18 protein-coding genes and 2 tRNA genes are annotated in these 19,696 nt (G+C 45.7%); 6 read left to right on the top strand and 14 right to left on the bottom strand.

The window, feature by feature from the left end:
* Nucleotides 1-67 precede the first annotated feature (67 nt).
* From glmU to hisF, 6 genes are all read right to left on the bottom strand, one after another.
* On the bottom strand, nucleotides 68-1,444 hold the full coding sequence (glmU, locus tag BTW00_RS05035) for a bifunctional UDP-N-acetylglucosamine diphosphorylase/glucosamine-1-phosphate N-acetyltransferase GlmU (RefSeq protein ID WP_075106503.1): 1,377 nt from the start codon (nucleotides 1,442-1,444) through the stop codon (nucleotides 68-70).
* Nucleotides 1,445-1,878: 434 nt separating this feature from the next.
* Nucleotides 1,879-2,484 carry a phosphatidylglycerophosphatase A gene (locus tag BTW00_RS05030; RefSeq protein ID WP_058023460.1) on the bottom strand — a complete coding sequence of 202 codons (606 nt, stop codon included), beginning with the start codon at nucleotides 2,482-2,484 and terminating at the stop codon, nucleotides 1,879-1,881.
* A gap of 3 nt (nucleotides 2,485-2,487) precedes the next feature.
* A complete protein-coding gene (thiL, locus tag BTW00_RS05025; RefSeq protein ID WP_075106502.1) occupies nucleotides 2,488-3,519 on the bottom strand; it encodes a thiamine-phosphate kinase in 1,032 nt (343 codons plus the stop codon).
* Nucleotides 3,520-3,527: 8 nt separating this feature from the next.
* The gene (gene nusB, locus BTW00_RS05020) at nucleotides 3,528-4,370 is read right to left on the bottom strand and encodes a transcription antitermination factor NusB (protein ID WP_083603573.1); all 843 of its coding nucleotides are present in this window, start codon (nucleotides 4,368-4,370) and stop codon (nucleotides 3,528-3,530) included.
* Between the two features lie 216 nt (nucleotides 4,371-4,586).
* Entirely contained in the window at nucleotides 4,587-5,108 is a 522-nt protein-coding gene (gene ribE, locus BTW00_RS05015; RefSeq protein ID WP_075106501.1) for a 6,7-dimethyl-8-ribityllumazine synthase, read from the bottom strand.
* A gap of 185 nt (nucleotides 5,109-5,293) precedes the next feature.
* Nucleotides 5,294-6,076, bottom strand: coding sequence for an imidazole glycerol phosphate synthase subunit HisF (gene hisF, locus BTW00_RS05010; protein ID WP_075106500.1), 783 nt, complete (start codon nucleotides 6,074-6,076; stop codon nucleotides 5,294-5,296).
* A gap of 185 nt (nucleotides 6,077-6,261) precedes the next feature.
* On the opposite strand from hisF, the gene BTW00_RS05005 reads away from it, so the two are divergent.
* From BTW00_RS05005 to BTW00_RS04995, 3 genes are all read left to right on the top strand, one after another.
* Entirely contained in the window at nucleotides 6,262-7,425 is a 1,164-nt protein-coding gene (locus tag BTW00_RS05005; protein ID WP_075106499.1) for a homoserine kinase, read from the top strand.
* Between the two features lie 72 nt (nucleotides 7,426-7,497).
* A complete protein-coding gene (locus tag BTW00_RS05000; RefSeq protein ID WP_143506541.1) occupies nucleotides 7,498-7,827 on the top strand; it encodes a DUF2007 domain-containing protein in 330 nt (109 codons plus the stop codon).
* Nucleotides 7,828-8,748: a class II glutamine amidotransferase gene (locus tag BTW00_RS04995; RefSeq protein WP_075106498.1), complete on the top strand. Its 921-nt coding sequence runs from the start codon at nucleotides 7,828-7,830 to the stop codon at nucleotides 8,746-8,748. It begins immediately after the preceding gene.
* Between the two features lie 24 nt (nucleotides 8,749-8,772).
* Here the strand turns inward: BTW00_RS04995 and BTW00_RS04990 are convergent, their stop codons facing one another.
* Together BTW00_RS04990 and BTW00_RS04985 are read right to left on the bottom strand one after the other, a co-directional pair.
* Nucleotides 8,773-9,345 carry a YchJ family protein gene (locus BTW00_RS04990; RefSeq protein ID WP_075106497.1) on the bottom strand — a complete coding sequence of 191 codons (573 nt, stop codon included), beginning with the start codon at nucleotides 9,343-9,345 and terminating at the stop codon, nucleotides 8,773-8,775.
* 59 nt (nucleotides 9,346-9,404) lie between these two features.
* Nucleotides 9,405-10,121, bottom strand: coding sequence for a metal-dependent hydrolase (locus BTW00_RS04985; RefSeq protein ID WP_075106496.1), 717 nt, complete (start codon nucleotides 10,119-10,121; stop codon nucleotides 9,405-9,407).
* Between the two features lie 126 nt (nucleotides 10,122-10,247).
* Between BTW00_RS04985 and BTW00_RS04980 the strand changes: the two genes are divergently transcribed.
* Both BTW00_RS04980 and acnA read left to right on the top strand, forming a co-directional pair.
* Nucleotides 10,248-11,294 carry a DUF3025 domain-containing protein gene (locus tag BTW00_RS04980; protein ID WP_075106495.1) on the top strand — a complete coding sequence of 349 codons (1,047 nt, stop codon included), beginning with the start codon at nucleotides 10,248-10,250 and terminating at the stop codon, nucleotides 11,292-11,294.
* Between the two features lie 286 nt (nucleotides 11,295-11,580).
* The gene (gene acnA / locus BTW00_RS04975) at nucleotides 11,581-14,418 is read left to right on the top strand and encodes an aconitate hydratase AcnA (protein ID WP_075106494.1); all 2,838 of its coding nucleotides are present in this window, start codon (nucleotides 11,581-11,583) and stop codon (nucleotides 14,416-14,418) included.
* Between the two features lie 94 nt (nucleotides 14,419-14,512).
* Here acnA and BTW00_RS04970 read toward each other — a convergent pair whose 3' ends face one another.
* The 5 genes from BTW00_RS04970 to gltX all read right to left on the bottom strand — a co-directional run bounded on the left by BTW00_RS04970 (nucleotide 14,513) and on the right by gltX (nucleotide 17,905).
* Nucleotides 14,513-15,166, bottom strand: a complete 654-nt coding sequence (locus BTW00_RS04970; protein ID WP_075106493.1) for a LysE family translocator — start codon at nucleotides 15,164-15,166, stop codon at nucleotides 14,513-14,515.
* Between the two features lie 273 nt (nucleotides 15,167-15,439).
* Nucleotides 15,440-15,515, bottom strand: a tRNA-Glu gene (locus tag BTW00_RS04965).
* Nucleotides 15,516-15,674: 159 nt separating this feature from the next.
* Nucleotides 15,675-15,750: transfer RNA gene (locus BTW00_RS04960), tRNA-Ala, on the bottom strand.
* A gap of 121 nt (nucleotides 15,751-15,871) precedes the next feature.
* Complete coding sequence (locus BTW00_RS04955) at nucleotides 15,872-16,237, bottom strand: hypothetical protein (protein WP_075106492.1); 366 nt, start codon at nucleotides 16,235-16,237, stop codon at nucleotides 15,872-15,874.
* Between the two features lie 144 nt (nucleotides 16,238-16,381).
* Nucleotides 16,382-17,905, bottom strand: coding sequence for a glutamate--tRNA ligase (gene gltX, locus BTW00_RS04950; RefSeq protein ID WP_075106491.1), 1,524 nt, complete (start codon nucleotides 17,903-17,905; stop codon nucleotides 16,382-16,384).
* Between the two features lie 373 nt (nucleotides 17,906-18,278).
* Between gltX and rsmH the strand changes: the two genes are divergently transcribed.
* Nucleotides 18,279-19,292, top strand: coding sequence for a 16S rRNA (cytosine(1402)-N(4))-methyltransferase RsmH (rsmH, locus tag BTW00_RS04945; RefSeq protein ID WP_075106490.1), 1,014 nt, complete (start codon nucleotides 18,279-18,281; stop codon nucleotides 19,290-19,292).
* Between the two features lie 242 nt (nucleotides 19,293-19,534).
* Here the strand turns inward: rsmH and BTW00_RS14050 are convergent, their stop codons facing one another.
* Nucleotides 19,535-19,693, bottom strand: coding sequence for a hypothetical protein (locus BTW00_RS14050; RefSeq protein ID WP_156770989.1), 159 nt, complete (start codon nucleotides 19,691-19,693; stop codon nucleotides 19,535-19,537).
* Between the last annotated feature and the right edge of the window lie 3 nt (nucleotides 19,694-19,696).

Genomic DNA, 19,696 nt, shown 5'->3' with positions numbered 1-19,696 from the left:
CACGATTGCCGTACTGCTTAGGTTTACTCAAGAATGACGGCGATTGATCAAACTTTCGATAAATCAGTTATTTTTTAGTCGGTCGTTGAAAGTCATTTTTTTGTACCTGACGAGCTCGGCCAAATGCTAAAGCACTACTATCAACGTCTTTGGTAATGACAGAGCCTGCAGCGATGGTAGCCGTGTCTCCGATGGTGACGGGCGCGACTAGGCTTGCATTGGAACCAATAAAGGCATTATCTCCAATGATGGTCTGCGACTTGTTGACACCATCGTAATTACAAGTAATGACACCTGCACCGACATTGACGCCTGTGCCGACAGTTGCATCACCGATGTAGCTTAGGTGATTTACTTTACTGCCTTGACCGATTGTTGATTTTTTAATTTCAACAAAGTTACCGACTTTGCTGTTGTCAGACAATACCGTATCAGGACGCAGGTGTGCAAAAGGTCCTATGTCGACACCAGCTCCGATGTCAGCGCGATCAATCACACAGTAAGGCTTAATATAACAAGCATTGCCTATCTGAGCGTTTTTGATGACGCAGCCTGCTTCAATATAGACATTGTCGCCTAAAGTGCAGTCGCCTTCAAATACCACATTGACGTCAATAAACACATCTTGTCCGGCACTCAACGACCCGCGAATATCCACGCGCGTGGGATCGGCAAATTGAACGCCTGCTTCTTGTAGGTCGGCGACTACCTTGCGTTGCCACGTGCGCTCTAGGCTTGCGAGTTGTTGGCGGTTATTAACCCCTTCAATCTCAAACGTATGCTCAGGCTCAATCGCCGCAATCGTAATACCATCAGCGACGGCCATTTTGACGATGTCAGTGAGGTAATATTCTTGTTGCGCGTTATTGTTAGAGAGCTCTGGCAAATACTTATGCAGTAGGGCGTTGTCTACGCAGTAGATACCACTGTTGATCTCTCTAATATTTTGCTCGTCAGCACTGGCATCTTTTTGCTCAACGATGGCTTCAATGTTGCCGTTTTGGTCACGTTTGATACGACCCAACCCGAACGGATTATCGACAGTCAACGTCAGCATAGACATACCGTCAGTATTGGCAGCTTTTAAAGCAGCTAATGTCTGGCAGCTGACCAATGGCACATCACCATATAGAATGAGACTTTTCCCTGATTTCGGTAAATCAGACAGTGTCACTTTGACTGCATGACCTGTTCCTAACTGCTCAGTTTGAGCAACCCAAGTAAACGACGACTGTGTATATTGATTGGTAATCTCTGATTTTACCTGATCACCGCCAAAACCATGGACAATGATGGTTTCATCAACAGTGAGCTGATTGCAAGTATCTAATACGTGGGCCAATAATGACTTACCAGCTAGGGTCTGCAAAACCTTTGGCTTTGCCGACTGCATGCGAGTGCCTTTACCGGCCGCTAAAATAATCACAGAAAGAGGAGATGTCATAATAAGCCTACAAATGTAACAAAATATAATGTTGAATTATAGCGTAAAAACTTGCACAAAAAAAATTATGACGTGCAAGCTTTGTAACTTGAATACCCAAAACTTAAGCAAGCAAAATCAAATACGTAAGATGGCTAAACCGAAGTAGGGCGTGTTGAACATTCGCAAATAGGCACTGCTGATCGCTAAAATTGTTCCAGACAAGGCACAAAGCGACGATAATGCAGATGCCTTAGCGAGATTTGTAACGCAGTATGGGGCAATTTTAGCATCAGCCCGCAGGGACAGGACTCTTTTTTGCCGCTTCATCGTTAAAAATAAGCGCTTAGAATGACTAAACTTATTATTTTTAACATCGAATCGCCTAAAAAATAGTCGCTGTCAGTGCCATGGTCGAATGTTCAACATGCCCTAATGATTTCCGCGGAATAATATTAAAAAGACATAAACATCATCACAATGATATAAATAATCAGCCAAATCACTGCTGCCATAATCCCTGCAATAATGTCATCCAACATGACGCCAAGGCCGCCCGCAACCTTTTTGTCTGCCCAACCAATCGGTGGTGGCTTTAAAATATCAAATACGCGAAATAGGATAAAAGCAGTCGGTAGCCAGCCCCAAAACATCGGCAGCATCATTATCGACAAGGTATTTTCAGACGTAGGAAATACATATGATAATATATAAGATAACGGCAATAGGGTAATCCACATGCCAGCCCATTCATCCCACACAATATGCGGATCATCGTGTACCTGCATCAACTCAGACGTACGCCCGCAAATCCAAACACCAACCAAACACGACAAAATCGTCAAGATTAAAAAAGGAACGAAACCCAAGCTCATCAGTGGCACACCCACAATCAGACCACCAACCGTGCCCCACGTACCGGGCGCGCGTCGAGGTAGGCCGCTACCCAAACCTAGTCCGAGCCAATAAACCATGCGGTCAAGCATACTGGCACCGATTGGTAGAGGCGGGCAGTCATTTGCTTGTCGAATATCAGGCTTAGATAAGTGTTGATCAGTCATGGATTAGCCTGTGAAATGTTGATAACCGGTGAGATTAGGCCACGTAGAGAAGGGGGCAGATTGAGTCGGTGTGACTGGCTGATTTTGATAAAACAGTTCAAGACGTGAGTGATTAGGCGATTTGGCATCTGTCGCAATAGAATCTGCGAGCGCAACGATTTCTCCAATACAAGTGACAGGCGTATTAGAAGTAGGTGGTTCAATATGTGCAGGCAAGGTAAACGCCAATTCGTAGTCATCGCCACCCGCTAATTGACATAACAAACGCTCAGATAACTCTACCGTGGCTAGTGACTCGCTACTCGGTAATTGATCTAAATGAATACGCATACTGACTGAGCTTTGCTGACTGATATGTCCAAGATCTTGATAAAGACCGTCAGAGATATCGATCATCGCAGTTGCACCAGTTTTCGCTAATGCTGCACCCAAAGCGATGCGCGGTGTCGGCATGTGCAAGCGATGCGCCAGTTCTATGCCTTGTGCGCTATCAGGATGCTGTAGCGCATAAGCGGCATCACCAAGGGTGCCTGAGACATAGATTTTATCGCCAACTTGTGCCCCTGAGCGATAAACAGCTGGTGTATCTGCGGTAAGCAGTCCCTGCGCACTGACACTCAGCACCAGGTGCTCGCTACGGGTAGTATCACCGCCAATCAACGTCACGCCAAACAGCTGGCAGGCATGAAACAATCCTTTGGCAAATGTCGTGAGCCATTCATGATTCGCTAGACGCTCAGGCAATGCCAACGCTAGCAAAATACTATGCGGCGTCGCACCCATCGCTGCAATGTCAGAAACATTAACCGCGACCGCTTTATAACCAATTTCAAACGCAAGCTTATCTACTTGTGCAAAGTCAGCATGAAAGTGACGCCCTTGAACCAATGTATCAATGCAGCTAACCAAGCGTGATCCTGCTGGCAATGCCATCACAGCCGCGTCATCACCGATACCTTTTTCGATATCCGTTAATGGCGCATGCGTGGCCTGCATCTGTGAGAATATACGCTCAATCAGCTCAAACTCGTTCATAACTAGTCTTAGTCTTTGGTATCGTTAGCGTTTTTCTTGCTCGCCTTAAAGTCACTGATATTTGCACTGGCTTTACTGGCACTACTGCGTTTAACGTTGGCTTTGTTAGCACTGATACGCGGCTTGTTTGATGCAGTCGGCTCATCGACGATCGTGCTTTCTGTTTCAGCAGCAGTTTCGATATTATCGGCTGGATTTGCTTCAGACTGTTTAGCCGCCGCTTTTTGTGACGTACGTAGATTGGCATTAGTATCTGCTTGTACCTCTAAAGCGCGCAGCTCACCGGCCATTTTATCCAGTACCGCATTAATCAATTTGTGAGCATCAGTCGCCCCAAAGTGATTATTTAGCTTCATCGCTTCATCAAGCACGACTTTATAAGGAATCTCTACACGGTTTTGTAGCTCATACGCGCCAATCAACAAGATAGCGTGCTCAACAGTATCTAGCTTATCAACCTCACGATCGAGATGCTGACTGATAAGCGCATCGAGCGCTTCAATTTGCTCTGGGATGTCGCGCATCATTTCATGATAATAACCGATATGGACGGTATGCATGGCATTGGTTGCACGCGTGCGAGCAGCAATATCGTGCGGAGCATTGGCTTTCCAGCCAAGCTTGCCATCTACATCAAAGCGGCGATCAGTAACGAGCCATTCGTATAGGCCCTGCATCGCAAAGCGACGTGCCTTACGGATAGCAGTGTGACTGGTCTTGTAAGAAGACTCACTCATATCGAATGTTTGATCACCCGCACTACTGCTCGCTATACGGGTAGCTTCAGCTTGTCCATCATTGGCTTGTGCGGTTTTCGCAGCGCTAATAGCGCGCTTGAGTTGGTCAGTCATAGGGGGTCTGTACCTAAATTTTTGAGATGATACCCAGTCAAAATATAAATTAACAAAGTAGCTTTTTAGCTTTGTTTATTCAAAATTTCAAAGGGTATAGAAATACGGCGAAAATTCAAAAAATAGCCAATTGTTTTGATAGCTGGCTAGTGCTATAAGGTGCTGTTATTACTAAATAGCAGCACCCTTCAAACTGGTAAATATGGGCTTTAAAGCTTACGCTTCATCGATGCTGTCATCAATATCTAGCTGTGACAAAACAGCGATCATTTCTAGTACAACCATCGCAGCTTCAGAGCCTTTGTTACCCGCTTTAGTACCAGAGCGCTCGATAGCTTGCTCAATGCTGTCAGTAGTGATGATACCGTTAGCAACAGGGATATTATAATCCATTGCCACAGCGCTCAAACCTTTGGCCGACTCGCTAGCTACAATATCAAAATGCGGCGTGCTGCCACGGATGATTGCACCCAGTGCCACAATCGCGTCAAAACGATCTGATTCAGCAGCACGTTGGGCGACAAGTGGTAGCTCAAAAGCGCCAGGCACGCGAATAACAGTAATGTTGCTACCCAATACACCATGACGGAGTAGGGCATCGATGGCACCATCAACCAATGACTCAACGACAAAACCGTTAAAACGACCGACAACGATACCAATGCGAGCATCAGCGTTTTGATGTAGGTTGCCATCGATATGAGTCACGTCGTTGCGCTGCTGTTGTAAATTCGACATAAAAAATCCTTTGCTTAATAAGCGTTCAATTGAAATATAGGCGTCAATAAATAGCTAAATAGTCTGATGCGTTCAATCGACTCGGTCGCCTATTATTTTGGCGTTGCCCTAGTTAATTGAACGAAAATAAATGGTTAGCGCTATGATAGCATTTTTTTGGGTTTTATTTGTATATTACGAGCGTGCTAAAGACGCATCTGTATTCCTTGCGCTGCCATATACTCTTTGGCCTCCAATACCGTGTACTCACCGAAGTGAAAAATACTGGCGGCAAGTACGGCATCGACGCCGCCTTCTAGTACACCTTCTGCTAAATGTTGCAGGTTACCAACGCCACCTGAGGCGATAACTGGTACATTGACGCGGCTCGTAATTTGCTGCATGAGCGCCAAGTCGTAGCCTTTTTTGGTGCCATCACCGTCCATCGAGGTGACCAGTAATTCACCAGCGCCTAGCTCTGCCATTTTGCTCGCCCAAGCAACGGCATCGATACCCGTTGGCTTACGGCCACCATGAGTGAAAATCTCCCAACGTGGTACGACAATACCATCGACGTTGATATCAGCGACGCGTTTGGCATCGATGGCAACGACGATACATTGGTTACCAAATTTCTGCGCGGCTTCACCGACGAACTCCGGCGTAAATACGGCTGCTGAGTTAATCGCCACTTTATCCGCGCCAGCATTGAGCAAATTGCGTATATCAGCGATTTTACGCACGCCGCCGCCAACAGTCAGCGGAACGAATACCGTCTCCGCCATACGCTCAACGGTATGATAAGTGGTATCGCGCTCGTCATTGGTCGCTGTAATATCCAAAAAAGTAATCTCATCAGCGCCTTGTTCATTGTAGCGGCGGGCGACTTCGACAGGATCGCCTGCGTCTTTGATATCGACAAACTGTACGCCTTTGACCACGCGGCCATTGTCAACGTCCAAGCAAGGAATGATACGCTTTGCTAACATAGGGTCTTTCACCTTATAATCAATTCATAGGCGCTAGTCTAGCAAAATCACTGCTATTTCAGGCAGGTTTTCGCAAGATTATTACGCTTTTCGCCATCGTTTTATCATGCGCGGTACAATTGCTGTCATTACCGCAGAAATTTATCCTATTTAACTTCTTATCCAATTGCTATAAGTGAGATGTCATGTCCGTCTATACCCAGTTAACCGATGATCAGTTTGCCGCCTTTTGCCAAAGCTTTGGCGTGTCGTTTGCCCGCGCGATTCCGATCACTCAAGGCATTAAAAACTCAAACTGGTTTATTCAAACGACTGACGATGTAGATGGCACATACTCTTACGTGTTCACGTTGTTTGAAGAGCGTCCGCCCGCTGATATCGAAAAAATGGCCGTTATCCTCAATCAATTAAATGGCAAATTACCAGTCGCCGCCCCGTTAGCCGTTATTGAGTCAAATGGTTCGCAAACAGATGGCGATGATAAACGCTATGTCATCCATTATGAAGACAAAGCCATCACTTTAGTGCCATGCTTAGCGGGCTCACATCCCGAGCAAACCACGCAAGCGATGTGTCATGATATTGGCGCAGCATTAGCCATGCTGCATGAGACGCTGCAAGCATTGCAGCCAAGTGAGCAGTATGGCGTGCCTTTGTATCCATGGAGCGACGTGCGTGACCGTGAAATGCAGTTCATGCCAGGTGACGAAGCCAAGCTGATGAGCGATATCTGGCGCTCTTATTCAGAATTGCCACTGACAACCTTGCCAAAAGGTCTATGTCATTTAGATATGTTCGCCGACAATACCTTATGGAATCTACAAAAAGGCGAAGCGCGTTTGACGGGTCTATTGGACTTTACCGAAGTCAGTGTAGAGCATTACGTGATGGACATTGCGATTACCATAAATGATTTTTGTACCACGTGGGGCGTTGCAGAACAAGGTGAATCCGTTAACTTTGACCGCAGTAAAATGGCAGCGTTCTTACAAGGTTATGAGTCGATCCGCCCGCTAAATAACGACGAAAACCGTGCACTACCTGTTATGCTGGCAAAAGCGGCGGTGATTTTCTGGTTATTACGCCTAAATGTGATTCACTACAACCGTACCGAAGGTCGTACGGGTGATAACATCATGGTCAAAAACCCTGACTTGATGAAACGTTTGGCCGCTTACCATTGGGCGCATGTTGAAAAGTCGCAAAATACCGTATTTGTACTATTAAGCAAACCAGACAATCAAATAGTCGGCGTGTTTAGCAGTATCACCCAAGCTGAGCAAGCGCAAGAAACATTAAATAGTAGTGAGTTTGCAATCAAAGAATATACGTTAGATCAATTGTCTTAAGCATTGCTGATTCATTTATTCTAGTACCAATGCTAGTACTAATTTTAGTACCGAAACCTTAGAGGCGATCCCATGACCGATCACGTTGACAACTGGCACAAACTGGCGCGCTTTGATACCAATATGCAAGGAGAGCTGCATGCCAATCTATTACGTAATAACGGCATAACCGTGTCCTTGCAGTCGCTCAGCGCAATCCCTGGTATGAACTCTGGTATCGTTCTCTGGGTAGAAGACACCGACTTGGCAGAAGCTCAGCGCATATTGGATACCATCCCAACTGATGGTGCCGCTTTGCTTGATGAGATGAGTGATGCTGACTTTGATGCGCTATCTGCCAATCAAAGCAATGCTACTCAAGGCAACTCAATAATAGACGACAATAACGGCGGTAACGATTAAATGTGTCAACTCTTAGGAATGAACTGTAATACCCCAACGGATATTGGCTTTAGCTTTGCAGGATTTCGCAAGCGCGGCGGTATGACGGACAGTCATGAAGATGGCTTTGGTATAGCGTTTTTTGAGCGCAGCGAATGTAGCAATAATGACAAAGCTAACGATGAGACGGCAAATGACTCAACGGGTCTGCGTTTGTTTCATGATAATCGTCCAAGCCATCTGTCTCCAGTCGCTGATTTGGTCAATAATTATCCAATTAAAGCCATGAATGTCATTGCGCATATCCGCAAAGCGACTCAAGGGCAGAACTGCTTGGCAAACACCCATCCATTCGTCCGCGAAGTCTGGGGCGAGCAGTGGGTGTTTGCGCATAATGGACAGATGAATAGCGAATTTATCAAACGCTGTCAGCGCTTGCAAGACAATGGCAATGCCTCACATTGTCAGCCAGTAGGTTCGACCGATTCTGAAATGGCATTTTGTTATTTGGTTAATCGTCTAAAGAGCAGCTTTAAATCGCGTCCTGATGACAAGACGCTGTTTAATTTTTTGACTACGCAATGTCGTTATCTATCTGCCAATGGTCTATTTAATTGCTTAATATCCAATGGCAGGTGGCAACTGGCTTATGCAGGTAGCTTACTGTTTTATCTTACGCGTAAAGCGCCATTTGGTGAAGCCAAACTCGCTGATGATGATATGGCGATTAACTTTGGTGATGTGACTACAGACACAGATAAAGTTACTATCTTAGTGACCGTGCCATTGACTGAAAATGAGAAATGGCAACAATTGGCGGTCAATGAATGCCTGATATTTCAAGATGGCGATGTCATTTATAAGGACAGCCCAAGCCAGCGCAAGTTTTTGACAGTGGACGAAGGCATTGCGATTGCAAGGGAAGTGGGGGCGAGTGTTTAGGGAGAGATAAATAACTAAAATTGTTTAAATATAAACCCCACAACACCGCTTAAATTTCTCTGCAGACCCACAAATGCACGGTTGCTTTTGCGTCACTGTCATCGCAACCGTTGGATCTAAAAAATACCAATGCGCATCGTTACTAGTTCTGTCTTTTACTGTCACAAAGGTAGATAACTCATGATGCGCCTGTATTTTTTCTGCTAAACCACCCGTTGTTTCCTCAGAATTTCTAAAATACGCCTTAAACTCAACCTGCGCATGTCTTTTACTCAGCTTCGGTATATGCGCCACGATTTCTAATCCTGCCCAGTCCGTCTCTTTGGCCCAACTCTCAATCGCATTGATATCAAGCAAAGTTTGCTGCGCGGGTACGGTAGTCTTAACGATATAGTCTGGTTTAATCAATACAAAGGCCCTATAGCGCGTGCGCATAAGCCGTTCGGCTGTCTCCACTTTTATACTATCCGCCTTATCTACTTCATCATTATAAAAAGCATCATGATAGGGCTGACAGCAGTCTTGATAAGAGAGTGGCGAGTTTGTGCCTGATAATGGATTGATTTGGCAAGGGCACACGGGTAAGGAAGATTGCATGTTTGACTCTAATTTTCGTTTGGGCTTATTCGTTTATGCTTAATGATCTTATGATAACTTTATTGCAGCATGCCTTTTACTAACTCTGGTAATATACCGACTTTGAGCTGCGCCCATGCAGAAGGGTCGCTCAGTCGTAACCAAAACATCTCAAAAGGCGGGGCAACATATACCAGTAGTGCAAGGATAGTATATAAGAGCAGATACCACCATTTGTCTTTTGGCTGATAAAATTTCATCGCCGTACCCGATGAGCGCTTCATTTTCATATTGGACAAATTGACGCTATATAGCTCGTCCAATGATAAATGCACCATCGCGCCACCAAATAAAAACAGACCATAAAACCAACTGGTTGTCAGCGGTAGATGTAGACCATAATAGCTTAGACAGGTTAACCCCAGTCCAAGTATCGCCATATAAGGCACAGAGTGGATGACGCCGCGATGCACCGTCATAGTGGTAAAAATATGAAAGATCACATAGCGCATAAAACCATACCCCGCGAGCCATAATGCGATCAATGCGAGCAAACTCAGATCGCTACGCCAATGCATGACCAGACCAAAGGCAAATATAAACGAGGTGATATTAAAACCGAGCTTAATCGGTGTTGAATTATCAGAATCCAAGTCTGGTAGTAATCCACCGATGGTACCAAGCGCCACGCATACTAAAAACCCTGAATCATCAATCAAGCCTGCCTTATAAACCGTCAAACTCAGAGTGCCGCTGACCATAAAAGCGACATTTAAGTGGGTATTAAAATTTGCCATAAAACTTGTTCGTCCATAGCGCTCAAAAAGACCTTTCGAGCGGTGCATCTAGCTGTAAAAAAGCGCACCATGATACCATAGACCGTCCATACGTCTAACAGAGATAGCCTTTAAGAGATAGCGCCTATGCCTGCCAGTGATTTACCTACCAAACCTGATTCTACCGCCTGTATTGAGCCGCCGTCTAAAATAGAGGGCACACTTGATAACAGCTTTGCTGAGATTGATTGGCAAGCGCCGTGGCTGTTGCACATTACTCAACGACATTACTTGAGCACCACTATTGAGCGCCTTAGTAGACCAAGTCAGCAGATGAATAGCTTAAGTGAATCGGATAGTTTAGATGAGCAGTATGTAGATGCTTCTGACATCAGTACGCCTGACACGATTGCCAACGTCTTAAAAACGGCGATGCAGCAGCAGGCCAATCATTTAGAACAGCCATTACCGCAGACCAAACCTACCCATAACCAAACGCCTCAAACGCTACAATTTGTCTCTCAAAACGCATTACCTGAAGGGGAGGCTTACGAGCATTTCATCGGTACAACTGGCAACATTCCGACGCGTGACAACTTGCATGACCTATTTAATGGCAGTATTTGGCTGACCTTTCCCAAGACCAAAGCAGTGCTGAATTATTACCACATGCTGGAAATCGCCAAACAAGGCATCAGTGAGCGTCGAGGGCGTGTGCGCGACACTATTACGGTGTTTGATGAAAATGGGGCGGTGCTAGTGACTTCTGATGCTAGTATCGGCGAGGCATTGGTTGATTTCGACTGGCAGTCAAGTTTGGTGAGACCCCGTGATAAATGGGACGATCCAACACAGCCTGATGACAGCGCTCAAGTCGCAGTCTATATCTTTGGGCATGCCTTGCTAGAGCAGTTACTCTATCCGCGCAAACCTTTATGTGCGCACAGCATTATCATCCATGTGACGCAAAGTTTCTTTACCCTACCATTAGCTGAGCGTATACGTTTTTTGGATGACAAAGTTGCCGAATACATGGACACATTATTATCAAAAGATGACGTGACACCGCGCCAGCTTGCGCCATTGCCAATCTTAGGTGTGCCGCATTTTTGGGCAGAAAATGCAGTGCCTAGTTTTTATGAAGACAGCTATGTATTTCGCAGTGGTCGACGCCAAAAGAATAAAAAGGAATGAGTCACTCAAGATTGGCTAGCCAAACCTTTGGTACGTTTACGATTGTGCCACGATTTGACAACGTCCAGACGTTAACAAAGCCTCATATGTTTGTTATGGTAAAAGGACGTTTCTGTTAAACAGCAAAGAGATGGTTATCTCTTTTGTTAACACAGAGTCACATCAGACCGTTTTATTAAACTGCTCTGCTGATTAAAGATATATCGATCATCTATTGAGCCACCCGTTATATATAAACTTATAATAATTTATGTCTAGGATCTATAACAACGATAAGGAAGCTATCATGAGTGATATTTTTAATGTAAAAGACACCCTTTCAGTTGCTGGCAAGGAGCATGCCTACTACAGCCTGCCCAAACTTACCGAAACTTACGAGCATATCAAAACGCTACCATTTTGTATGAAGGTCGTGTTAGAGAATCTACTGCGTAACGAAGATGGCGGCCAGTCGGTCGGTAAAAACCATATTGAAGCGGTTGCCAACTGGGATGCAGGGGCTGAGGCGTCAAAAGAAATCGCCTTTATGCCAGCGCGTGTGGTATTGCAGGATTTCACTGGTGTACCATCAGTAGTCGATTTGGCGGCGATGCGTGATGCAGTGGTCGAGCTTGGCGGAAAGGCTGAGCAGATCAATCCGTTTATCCCTAGTGAGTTGGTCGTCGATCACTCTGTACAGGTTGATGCTTATGGCCGCGAAGATGCGCTAGATTTGAACGAAAAAATTGAATTTAAGCGTAACAATGAGCGCTATGAGTTTTTGCATTGGGGCCGTAATGCCTTTGAGAACTTTGTCGTTGTCCCGCCAGCGACGGGTATCGTCCACCAAGTCAACCTTGAGTATCTTGCGCGCGTGGTCATGGCAGCAGAGGTCGATGGCGAGCTGACAGCCTATCCTGACACGGTGTTTGGTACCGACAGTCACACGACGATGATTAATGGTATCGGTGTGCTTGGTTGGGGCGTTGGCGGTATCGAAGCTGAAGCGGCGATGCTTGGTCAACCGTCATCGATGCTCATTCCGCAAGTGGTGGGTTTTGAGCTGACAGGCAAACTCAGAGAAGGTGTCACCGCGACGGATTTGGTATTGCGTGTGGTGGAGATGCTACGAGCACATGGCGTGGTTGGTAAGTTTGTCGAGTTTTATGGCGAAGGCTTACATAGTATGCCACTTGCAGATCGTGCCACGATTGCTAATATGGCACCAGAGTACGGTGCAACTTGTGGTATTTTCCCAATTGACCAAATGGCGATTGACTATCTGCGTCTATCAGGCCGCGAAGAGAGTCAAATTGAGTTGGTCGAAAAATATGCCAAGGCGCAAGGTTTATGGCATGATGCCGATACGCCAGCGGCGACTTACTCCAGTAAGCTAGAGCTTGATCTGTCCTCTGTCCAGCCAGCACTGGCAGGCCCTAATCTGCCGCAGCAGCGTATCAACTTATCTGATATGCATGAGAAGTTTGGCGAAACGCTAGAAAAAATGACCAAAGATCGCAAGTCAGAAGTCGAAGGCAAAGTACGCTTTGACCAAGAAGGCGGCGAGCAAGAGCAAGCGGAACACTTGGCAGCTGAACCAAAGATCGAAGTCGACACAAGAGACGATGATCTCAAACATGCACCAGCAAACAATGTCTTTTCAAATGTCAGCATCGATGACAAGCAACACAAACTACGAGACGGATCGGTAGTTATTGCTGCCATTACTTCTTGTACCAATACTTCCAATCCAGCAGTAATGATTGGTGCAGGTCTAGTGGCCAAAAAAGCCGCTGCAAAAGGCCTCAAAGCCAAGCCATGGGTCAAAACCTCACTCGCACCTGGTTCTAAAGTGGTCACCGACTATTTAGAAAAGACCCATCTGATGGATGAGCTAGAAAAGACGGGCTTCTATTTAGTAGGGTATGGGTGTACGACGTGTATCGGTAACTCAGGGCCATTATCAGAAGAGATCGAAAAAGGCATTGAGGAAAACGACTTAGTCGCGGCAGCGGTACTGTCTGGTAACCGTAACTTTGAAGGTCGGATTCACTCGCATGTCAAAGCCAGTTACTTAGCCTCACCACCATTGGTCGTTGCCTATGCATTGGCAGGTACTGTTGATATCGATCTGACCACTCATCCACTAGGACAGGATCAAGATGGCAATGATGTTTATTTAAAAGATATCTGGCCAACCTCAGAAGAGATCAACGAGTTAATTGCCAACAATATTGATGCTGATATGTTCCGCAAAAACTACGGCGAAGTATTTGACGGTAGTGCCGCGTGGAACGCAATTAGTTCAGCGGATAGCCAATTGTATCCATGGGATGAAGGGTCGACCTACATCAAAAATCCACCGTTCTTTGATGGTATGACCATGGAGCCAGAAGGAATCCCTGATATCGAAGGCGCGCGTATTTTAGGTCTGTTTGGTGACTCAATCACCACCGATCATATCTCACCAGCAGGTAATATCGATCCAGACTCACCAGCAGGTAAGTACTTGCAAGAGCGCGGTGTGATGGAAGCAGACTTCAACAGCTATGGCTCGCGCCGTGGTAATGATGCAGTCATGACTCGTGGTACCTTTGCCAATATCCGTATCAAAAATACCATGATGGGCGGCAAAGAAGGCGGCTATACTTACTACTTCAAAGACGACAGCGCAACGCTCGAAGATGGTGAAGAAATGGCCATCTATGATGCGGCGATGAAGTACAAAGAAGACAAGCGTCCGCTTGTGGTACTTGGCGGCGCGCAATACGGTTCAGGCTCAAGCCGTGATTGGGCAGCCAAAGGTACGATTTTGCTGGGTGTTAAGGCGGTATTGACCAACTCGTTTGAGCGTATTCACCGCTCTAACCTTGTGGGCATGGGCGTCTTGCCGTTGACCTTTAAAGGCGATGAAGACGCGTCTACATACAACCTCGATGGCTCAGAAGTGCTCAGCATCACAGGCCTTGATAATGGCGAGAGCAAAGTCGCCACCGTCACCGCCACCCGTGCTGATGGCTCGACAGAAACCTTTGAGGTCAATGTCGGTCTACAAACGCCAAAAGAGCGTGAATATGTGCGTCATGGCGGCGTGTTGCATTATGTACTACGTCAATTAGCTGCTGAGAGTAAAGAAGCAGTGTAATAGTTCATCAAACTTCATATAGACAAAAGGCCTCGATCATCATGATTGAGGCCTTTTTTATAACACACGCTTTTGTCTCTGATTACTTAAGTACTCAACCCTTCTCAGTCAATAACTTAATCCCCAGCCCAATAAACACCATACCGCTGACTCTATTTAACATTGTTTCAATAGAGGGGTTTTCCCGCAAGCGTGTACTAAATCGCGCCGCCAATAGCGCCAAACATAAGCACCATATAAAGCCAGTGGTCGCGAAAGTCAGGCCCAATATTGAAAATGAAAGCATGCCATAAGCATAACTAGCGTCGATAAACTGCGGAAAGAACGCAATAAAAAACAAGGCAACCTTTGGATTAAACACATTGGTCAACATGCCTTGCTGATAGATTTTCCAGCCGTCTACGGCCTTTTGGTTAGTCACATTCTGAGCTTTAGACAAACTGTTTGCGATTGAGTTCGAGTTTTTGCTCGTTAGCATTTTAAAGCCTAAATAACACAAGTAAGCCGCACCAATATACTTCACGAGCATAAATGCCGTAGGGGAGTTGGCGAGCAGCACTGACAGTCCTAGCGCCGCGAATAATGTATGTACCAAAGCGCCAGAGGTGATGCCTAATACAGAATAAACCCCTGCGGCTCGTCCTTGCGAGACACTGCGGGTGATGATATACATGCTATCGGTGCCGGGCGTGAGGTTCAATAAAATAGCGGCTAGGACAAACCCTAGGTAATTCTCAATACCAAACATAGCTAATCCCTTCCTTTAGTAGCACCAAAAATCCATACGTCGTAGGGTATTTTTATATTTTATCAAATGCTGATGGGATAGATAGTAGCGAGCATTGAATAGCTTGGCAATAGCGCGGATAGCTATAAGGTGGTGAGAGCAGCGTTAAGACATATTTGAGAAATGACAGACGTAAAAAAGCCCAGTCACCGGATGATGACTGGGCTTTTTTAGTGTTCGCTTATTAGTCTGATCTGATGCTATGCAAAAGGGCTAATAAGTGACGCCGAATAGTGGCGTCCCCAGGGGGATTCGAACCCCCGTTACCGCCGTGAAAGGGCGGTGTCCTAGGCCTCTAGACGATGGGGACGCATAGAGTGTTATAACCAGTGGTTACAACGGTACTTCACAATATCAGATAGCTTATCTATTAATAATAGAGCAAGCCTTGCCTAGGTGCTGATATCGTCCTACTAGCGAGTATTTACGATTACGTTTCAGTAATACTGAGCGTTGCTATAAATAAGTATGGTGGAGCTAAACGGAGTCGAACCGTTGACCCCTTGCATGCCATGCAAGTGCTCTACCAACTGAGCTATAGCCCCTCGCTAAGAGTGTGCGTATTTTATGTAAGAGCGGCAGTCTTGTCAACCACTATTTTAAAAATAATGCATAAATATGCAAAAAAAGCGTTTTAGCCTATTCTAAAGGCCCAAGAATTCCAAATTAGCGTGGATTTTGCTTAAGCGCGATCTCTTTGATGGCTTTATCGGTATAAAACTCTGCTTCGCTACCATCAGAAAAAATAATCGCACAGCACTCCGTTGGCACATATTGACCGCCTTTTTCTCGGATCGTTCTGATACTTTTGACCCCAATGATGTCATATTTGCCTAATTTATCTAGATTATGCTTGGTATAACCGCAGTAAGTGCGGTATATCCATTTTAAATCTTCAAAATCCTGACCTGTGGTTAGGGTAAGGTTTGCCTCAAAAAGCTCTTTTACGATGGTATCGTAGTATTTTTGCGCTTCTTTTAGGGTGTTAAACACATAATCTTTGCTTTCTATCGTGACGGTTTTGGTAGCCATGTTTATTTCCAATTAAAAATTTGATGATATGGAAGTAGCCGTATTGACTAACAACAAAAAAAGGGTCAAAGATGGCTTGACCCTTTTACATTCGACAAGTTTCGCTAATTAACTGTTTAGTAGATAAGTTATTCAGCTTCTGAATTACTCAGCAGCAGCCAAAAAATCTGGCAATTCTGCTGCTTGTTTTTCTAGCTTTTTCAGTTTCTTTTTACCGAGGCCGCCCAGTACATCAACCGCATGACGCAAGCGAGTCAATGTCATATCAGCACCGATAATTGCCATGGAGTTCATAACGGGCGTTGATGACGTGCTACCAGCGATAGCAATAAAGAACGGCGCCATAAAGTCACGCATTTTAATATCAAGGTGAGCGGCTAGGCCTTTTAGCGTGGCGTAGATATTTTCTTCTGACCAAGTTGGTAAGACTTCTAACTGCCAAAGCGCCAATTGCAGCATCTCAATAATTTGCTCAGGGGTGAGCGATTTATGAGTGAAGCTTTCAGCGTTGATATCAGGTAGGTTTTGGAAATAGAAACCACCCCAATTCACCGCATCAGACAATAGCTCGATACGTGGCTGAATCGCCGCTGCGATGGCGGTGAGCTTGTCACTATTACTGGCCCATTCAAGGATTTTATTTTTTAGCTCTTCAGGGCTAAGCGCACGTAGCCACTCGGCATTAAGCCAGTTCAGCTTTTCGATATCGAAGATAGGGCCACCAAGCGACACACGCTGAATGTCAAAGCTGGCAATCATTTCCTCTAGCGTAAACTGCTCGGCATCATTAGGCATTGAGTAGCCCATACGACCAAGATAGTTGAGCAACGCTTCAGGTAGCACGCCTGCATCACGATAGTAGGTGATAGAGGTTGGGTTTTTACGCTTAGACAGTTTTGATTTATCAGGATTACGTAGTAGTGGCATATGGCAAAGCGTTGGCATTTCCCAACCAAAATAATCATAAAGCAATTGATGCTTAGGCGCAGAGTTGAGCCACTCTTCACCGCGCATCACATGAGTGATTTCCATCAAATGGTCATCGACGACATTGGCGAGATGATAGGTTGGCATACCGTCTGTTTTTAGCAGTACTTGCATGTCGACTTGGGTCCAAGGGAACTCAACCGTACCGCGTAGCATGTCTTGTACCTGACAAGTGCCTTCGGTCGGCACGCGCATACGAATCACGTGTGGTTTGCCCTCGCTTACTAATTGCTCGGTTTTTTCTGGAGCAAGATGTGCGCAGCGACCATCATAACGCGGCGTCTCGCCATTGGCCATTTGTTCAGCGCGCATAGCGTCTAACTCTTCAGGGGTACAAAAACAGCGGAACGCATGGTCTTTTTCTATGAGTATCTCAGCGTGTTTTTTGTAGATATCACTACGCTCGCTCTGACGATAAGGGGCATGTGGGCCGCCAATATCTGGACCCTCGCTCCAGTCTAGGCCAACCCAGTGCAAGGCATCCAAAATCATTTGCTCTGATTGCTCAGTCGAGCGCGTCTGGTCGGTATCTTCGATACGTAAGATAAATTCGCCGCCATGCGCTTTGGCGAAAGCCAAATTGAATAGGGCGATATAAGCAGTGCCTACGTGTGGGAAGCCAGTTGGTGATGGGGCGATACGCGTACGTACAGGGCGCTTGCTGTCAGTAGAGGTGTGCATGATAAAAGTCTCAAAGTTTACTATCGATATAAGCTATTAGTATAAATAGCGATGAAAGATATGAAGTCGATGTGAAGAAATAGCGTAAAATATAGCGCTAGTATAACAGAGACATGTGATATTTTTAATGAAAAGCCCTTCTAGTGCTTGACTAGCCGTGTATCCTTGCGATAATAATGCTAAGCAAGTCATAACTTGTTTATTTTCATCCAATTACTGGCCAGTATGGTCGTCATCTATTGAGTTGTTTGTGTCCCTATCTAAATCTAAGTCAAATGCTAACGCTAACCATTCTTCAGTCGCGGCTGCTCCTAAGCCTGCGATCAGCCCCTCTTCGATAGAAAATGATGCAGCTCAAAACCTGCAATCGTCGATGGAAGATTCTGCTCCGTCTAATAAGTTGGATTTTGTCCACGATGCGGTGCTGTTGCCAGAGACCGTCGCGGCAGTGTTGGGTGTAAAATCTCTACCCAAGCAAAAAGACGGCGACCAAAATGGCTTAAATATAAGAGGTATATACGTTGATGCGACCTTTGGCCGTGGCGGTCATAGCAGGTTACTATTAAGTCAGCTTGCCGATGACGCCACACTGATTGTCTTTGACAAAGATCCGACAGCCATTAGCGTGGCGCAAGAGTTGGCAAGTAAAGACAGCCGTGTGCGTGTGGTTCATGACAGCTTTGCAACGTTGACTGATAGTTTAGCTGCTATGGGTATTACGCAAGTGGACGGCTTGATGGCGGATTTGGGTATTTCATCACCGCAGATTGATGATGGTAGCCGCGGTTTTAGCTTTATGCGCGATGGGGCAGTAGACATGCGCATGGATACCAGCCGTGGCCAGTCAGTTGCCGAATGGCTTGAGCAGGTGGACGATGAGACATTGGCCAATGTGCTTTATGAGTTTGGTGAAGAGCGTCATAGTCGCCGTATTGCGCGCGCTATCAAACAAATGGAGAGCTACGAGTCTACACTTGAGCTGGCAGAGGTAATTAAAGAGGCGCATCCCAATTGGCAGCGCGGCAAGCACCCAGCCACGCAAAGCTTTCAGGCCATGCGTATTTTTATTAATAATGAGCTGGGCGATGTTGACGACTTTTTAGCGCAAAGCATTCCTATCTTAAAGTCAGGTGGGCAGCTTGCGGTCATTAGTTTTCACTCATTAGAAGATCGCCGTATCAAGCAGTTTTTGCAGCGACATAGCAAAGGGCAGTATCCAGAAGATGAAAACTTGCCGACGCCGCCCAATCGTCCACGTTACTTTAGCAAGCCAAAACGTGTCGGCCCAAGCAAAGCTGAAACGAGTCAAAACCCGCGCGCGCGCAGTGCATGGTTGCGTATGGCAACTCGCACCGACACAGAGTATCAGCAGACGACCGCGCCATAAATCATGGATGAAAACACTGAGTAAATCGCATATGATTGCTATTGTTTGTCTGAATGATGCATAAATGTCTTAATCGCTACGCCACTGTTAAAAAGCTGTAAATATTGTCTGTTAGGCTCAGCAAATAATTTTCCGTCATTTATTAGTTGAGAGTGTCTGAGATATCAAGCAACTCAGTCATTCTTTACTCTAAAATAACGTGATTATTTATTCGACCTATTCGACTTTGCAAGATAGCAGGTTTAGTAAGACAGCAGGTTTTGATATGACATATCGCTATAGCGGTAGGCTGTTGCCGCTATAAGACGGTCATCTTTGGTTTTATTTTTATCAATGGTATGGCTGAGCAATGATGCGTTCATTGCTTGCAGACCATTATCTACTTTATCGTTTACGTTCACTTT

It is taken from the genome of Psychrobacter sp. C 20.9 (assembly GCF_001921765.1).
GTDB classification, from domain to species: domain Bacteria; phylum Pseudomonadota; class Gammaproteobacteria; order Pseudomonadales; family Moraxellaceae; genus Psychrobacter; species Psychrobacter piscatorii_B.
The sequence above is the reverse complement of the archived record's forward strand: the minus strand, read 5'-3'. Positions and strand labels throughout refer to the sequence as shown.

Excerpts from the sequence above, each read along its gene's own strand:
- glmU (WP_075106503.1), bottom strand. The coding sequence starts at position 1,444 with ATGACATCTCCTCTTTCTGTGATTATTTTAGCGGCCGGTAAAGGCACT.
- BTW00_RS05030 (WP_058023460.1), bottom strand. The coding sequence starts at position 2,484 with ATGACTGATCAACACTTATCTAAGCCTGATATTCGACAAGCAAATGAC.
- thiL (WP_075106502.1), bottom strand. The coding sequence starts at position 3,519 with ATGAACGAGTTTGAGCTGATTGAGCGTATATTCTCACAGATGCAGGCC.
- nusB (WP_083603573.1), bottom strand. The coding sequence starts at position 4,370 with ATGACTGACCAACTCAAGCGCGCTATTAGCGCTGCGAAAACCGCACAA.
- ribE (WP_075106501.1), bottom strand. The coding sequence starts at position 5,108 with ATGTCGAATTTACAACAGCAGCGCAACGACGTGACTCATATCGATGGC.
- hisF (WP_075106500.1), bottom strand. The coding sequence starts at position 6,076 with ATGTTAGCAAAGCGTATCATTCCTTGCTTGGACGTTGACAATGGCCGC.
- BTW00_RS05005 (WP_075106499.1), top strand. The coding sequence starts at position 6,262 with ATGTCCGTCTATACCCAGTTAACCGATGATCAGTTTGCCGCCTTTTGC.
- BTW00_RS05000 (WP_143506541.1), top strand. The coding sequence starts at position 7,498 with ATGACCGATCACGTTGACAACTGGCACAAACTGGCGCGCTTTGATACC.
- BTW00_RS04995 (WP_075106498.1), top strand. The coding sequence starts at position 7,828 with ATGTGTCAACTCTTAGGAATGAACTGTAATACCCCAACGGATATTGGC.
- BTW00_RS04990 (WP_075106497.1), bottom strand. The coding sequence starts at position 9,345 with ATGCAATCTTCCTTACCCGTGTGCCCTTGCCAAATCAATCCATTATCA.
- BTW00_RS04985 (WP_075106496.1), bottom strand. The coding sequence starts at position 10,121 with ATGGCAAATTTTAATACCCACTTAAATGTCGCTTTTATGGTCAGCGGC.
- BTW00_RS04980 (WP_075106495.1), top strand. The coding sequence starts at position 10,248 with ATGCCTGCCAGTGATTTACCTACCAAACCTGATTCTACCGCCTGTATT.
- acnA (WP_075106494.1), top strand. The coding sequence starts at position 11,581 with ATGAGTGATATTTTTAATGTAAAAGACACCCTTTCAGTTGCTGGCAAG.
- BTW00_RS04970 (WP_075106493.1), bottom strand. The coding sequence starts at position 15,166 with ATGTTTGGTATTGAGAATTACCTAGGGTTTGTCCTAGCCGCTATTTTA.
- BTW00_RS04955 (WP_075106492.1), bottom strand. The coding sequence starts at position 16,237 with ATGGCTACCAAAACCGTCACGATAGAAAGCAAAGATTATGTGTTTAAC.
- gltX (WP_075106491.1), bottom strand. The coding sequence starts at position 17,905 with ATGCACACCTCTACTGACAGCAAGCGCCCTGTACGTACGCGTATCGCC.
- rsmH (WP_075106490.1), top strand. The coding sequence starts at position 18,279 with ATGGAAGATTCTGCTCCGTCTAATAAGTTGGATTTTGTCCACGATGCG.